Source organism: Paenibacillus foliorum, from assembly GCF_013141765.1.
Classification (GTDB): domain Bacteria; phylum Bacillota; class Bacilli; order Paenibacillales; family NBRC-103111; genus Paenibacillus_S; species Paenibacillus_S foliorum.
Map to the genome: position 1 here is coordinate 1 of NZ_WHOD01000061.1, position 3,367 is coordinate 3,367.

Annotated in this window: 2 protein-coding genes and 1 pseudogene; 1 reads left to right on the top strand and 2 read right to left on the bottom strand. The window is 47.2% G+C overall.

Annotated features, from left to right (window positions below):
* Positions 1 to 29: 29 nt before the first annotated feature.
* Positions 30 to 376 (bottom strand): annotated as a pseudogene (locus GC093_RS35990) (VOC family protein).
* Between the two features lie 355 nt (positions 377 to 731).
* On the bottom strand, positions 732 to 2,102 hold the full coding sequence (locus GC093_RS15755; protein ID WP_171652852.1) for an MFS transporter: 1,371 nt from the start codon (positions 2,100 to 2,102) through the stop codon (positions 732 to 734).
* Between the two features lie 162 nt (positions 2,103 to 2,264).
* Between GC093_RS15755 and GC093_RS15760 the strand changes: the two genes are divergently transcribed.
* Positions 2,265 to 3,107: a helix-turn-helix transcriptional regulator gene (locus tag GC093_RS15760; RefSeq protein ID WP_171652853.1), complete on the top strand. Its 843-nt coding sequence runs from the start codon at positions 2,265 to 2,267 to the stop codon at positions 3,105 to 3,107.
* Positions 3,108 to 3,367 lie beyond the last annotated feature (260 nt).

A 3,367-nucleotide genomic window follows, 5' to 3' on the forward strand; every position in this document is an offset into this window, starting at 1 on the left:
CTCCACTATCGTTCTCCGTTAGTTGAGCATTACTTGCATACCATTAAAATATTACCATCAGGGTCCCTAAAATTGAACCAATGACCATTCTCGATTCCAGTTGTTAATAGCACATTCTTTGCTCGCATAAATTCGTATGCTTGATGGATATCTTCCGTACGAAGTTGAATGCTGGGAACTTTATATACGTTTTCTGGAGTAAAAATTTTGCTATCCAGTACAATATTTGGTCCTTCCATCTGAAGAACGTATATATGACCAAAAATATCTCACCGTCTGATGGTAAGCCTGAAATGTCACAATACCAATCACGTGCATTCTCTATGTTGCTTACGGGAATAAAGGCTCCACCGATTTGATTTTTAATAGGATTCATAACATTCCTCCAAAGTAATTTTTATATCTAGCGTTTAAGAAGTAACAAACAAGCCTACAAGTTTCAGAATATTGTTTTGCATAGTTTATTCTAGAAACATCATACACAATCCTTTATTTTCCATATATAAAAACTCTGATGTTATCACTAATCTGCCATTTAGTTTAATGAAATGAGCAGGCTGCCAAGGCACCTGCTCATTAATAATTTGTATTCAACTATAGTTCCCAGTTAACTTAATGAGGCTGCTGGTCATTCGCCGCAGCAGCCTCATGATACAATTTATTTGCGCTATCGTTCTCGGTTAATTTAACAAATGGTTTATTCAAATATATGGAGCCTTCGTTTATTGCCGTTATTGTTTTCTGCCGATAAATGCGAACGATAGCAAACTGCCGCCGAACAAAATAACAGTTGTAACGATAAGCGATATATGCATTCCGGCAATAAACGATTTGCTGCCACTCAGAATCGAGCCGAGGATGGCGACCCCCAGCGTCGCGCCAAGCTGGCGGCTTGAATTGAGAGCGCCTGAAACCGCACCCGTCTGTTCCTTCGGGACGGAAGAGATTACGGCCGCCATCAACGAGGGAATCGTAAGGGACACTCCGAAACCGATCAACAGCAATCCAATCATCGTAATGAAATAGCTCGTGTTCACTTCCGTCCACACCTGCAGCAGTGTACCCACTGCACCAAGGCTAAAGCCGACAGTCATCGGTATACGCGCTCCGATTCTGCCAACAATTCGACCAGTCAGAATTGGATTGAAGGCCAGTGGAATCATCATTGGAAGGAGCGCGAGTCCGGCTATGTGGGCCGATAATCCGCGCGATTGTTGAAAAAATAATGGCAGTACAAATAGAATTCCCGACAGGCCGATGTTAATCGCCATCCCGGCAAGCATTCCGGCCGATACCGTCGCATTCCTAAATAGCCGCAACGGAAGTAACGGTGTCTTGCCTTTCGCTTCAATAATCAAAAATAGGATGGCGCCCAACAGAGCCAGACTAAATGCCGCGTAAATAACTGGGGAATTCCATCCGTACGTTTCCCCCTCCATCAGTCCGAACGACAATGCAGCTATGGCGACAATGGCCGTGATTTGCCCCCCCAAGTCAAAGCTTTTCCGCGGTTTACGGTCCGTTTCCCTGACGAACAGGAAAGTCATGATTAAGCTAATACCTGCAAGTGGCACGTTGAGAAGGAAAATGCTGCGCCAACCGAACGAGTCCACCAATAGCCCGCCGACAACGGGTCCTGCCGCCATCGCTGCCCCGGTAACCGCTGCCCAAATGCCAAGCGCCCGGGCACGTTCAGCCGGTCCAGGGTAGGCATGGGCAAGCAGGGTGAGCGAAGCTGGCATCAGAGCTGCGGCTCCTATACCGAGTATCGCACGTAGGCCGATAAGCGCGCCTAGCGTCGAAACGGCTGCCGAAATGGCCGATGCTGCGAGAAATAGGGCCAGACCGCACGTATAGATACGTTTGGCCCCAAAATTGTCAGCAAAGGCACCCATTGATAGCAGTAAACCGGCAAAAACGATCGTGTAGGCGTTGACAACCCATTGAAGGCCGGATATCCCCCCACCCAAATCGGCGCGAATCGCAGGCAGCGCGACGCTCACCACCGTCATATCCAAGAGCACCATAAAGTATCCGAGCGAAAGTCCGAGAAGCAACAGCCCTTTGCTCAGCTTTCCGGTACTGCTGGACTGTATTTGCATTGCTTTTTCCAAAGTAAGTCCCCTTCCATTGCAATATTAAGTATTCGCCGTTTCGTCTCATTGAAAGTGTATAATGAATTGTATAATAGAATAAGATGAGAGTTTATCATAGGATTAATTCTCCTACGTTATGAGTCTGACAAGGAGAGAAGGGGCAAATTTATGGAACAGTCAAACAATACGCGGCTTGATGAGCTGGCGCAGTTTTTGAGGATACGTCGCGCCCGTATTTCTCCCGAGCAAGCTGGTCTGCCTAATGGAGGCCGTCGGCGCACGCCAGGACTTAGACGCGGGGAAGTGGCGCAACTCTCGGGCGTCAGTGTGGACTGGTACACATGGCTGGAGCAAGCGCGAAATATTCAGGTATCGGCTCAAGTGCTAGAAAACATTGCCCGGGCTCTCCAGCTTGATTCGAATGAGCGCAAGCATTTATTTTTGCTGGCCCTCCAGCAGCTGCCTGCCGACCTGACGCCAGTCGAGAACACCATTAGTCTGACACTTCAGAACTTCCTTGACCTACAAGGGATGAGTCCGGCCTATGTTACCGATCAGCGCCTAAATATTGTTGCATGGAACAAGGCTGCAAATTTGATTTATGGGGATTATGGGGCTATGTCGAGGCGCGAGCGAAATACTGTTTGGCGGACGTTCACTTCGCGATACGTGCGTGAATTGCTTCAAGGAAACTGGGAAACGCATGCCCGGCATCGTTTAGCTCATTTTCGCGCCAGCTACGGTAAATTCGCCGGTGATCCTTGGTGGATGGAACTCATCGGGGATTTGAACCAGATAAGCGCGGAATTCAGGGCATGGTGGCCCCAGCACGATGTTCTGAATGGACCTGAAGGAAAGAAAATTAATCATCATCCGACGGCCGGACTACTTGTATTTGATCAAATTTCGTTTCTTGTATCTGATTCTCCCCACCTTACGGTCACGATCAATATACCGGCAAACGATAACGATACGATCTCCAAGCTTAATAAGCTTCTATTGAATAATTGATACAAAATCGGTCCGATCTTGCACTATTCTGTGCACTAGCTCAACGCCAGCAGGACATCTGTATAAAAACTGTTATTTTGTAAACATGTCCAGATCACTTTTTCAGTGACCTGCTATCTATTTGGATAAATCTGGATAAAAACGAAGAACGGCTCTTTCGCTTTTGATGCGAACAGAGCCGTGTTTTTGTCATTGTTCCACGGGAGTAAAATCGTCTGCCGCGGCGGAATTTGAGGGAATATCAGACTTGAAAATACAGG

Coding starts and splice junctions, on each gene's coding strand:
- GC093_RS15755 (WP_171652852.1), bottom strand. CDS start 2,102: ATGCAAATACAGTCCAGCAGTACCGGAAAGCTGAGCAAAGGGCTGTTG.
- GC093_RS15760 (WP_171652853.1), top strand. CDS start 2,265: ATGGAACAGTCAAACAATACGCGGCTTGATGAGCTGGCGCAGTTTTTG.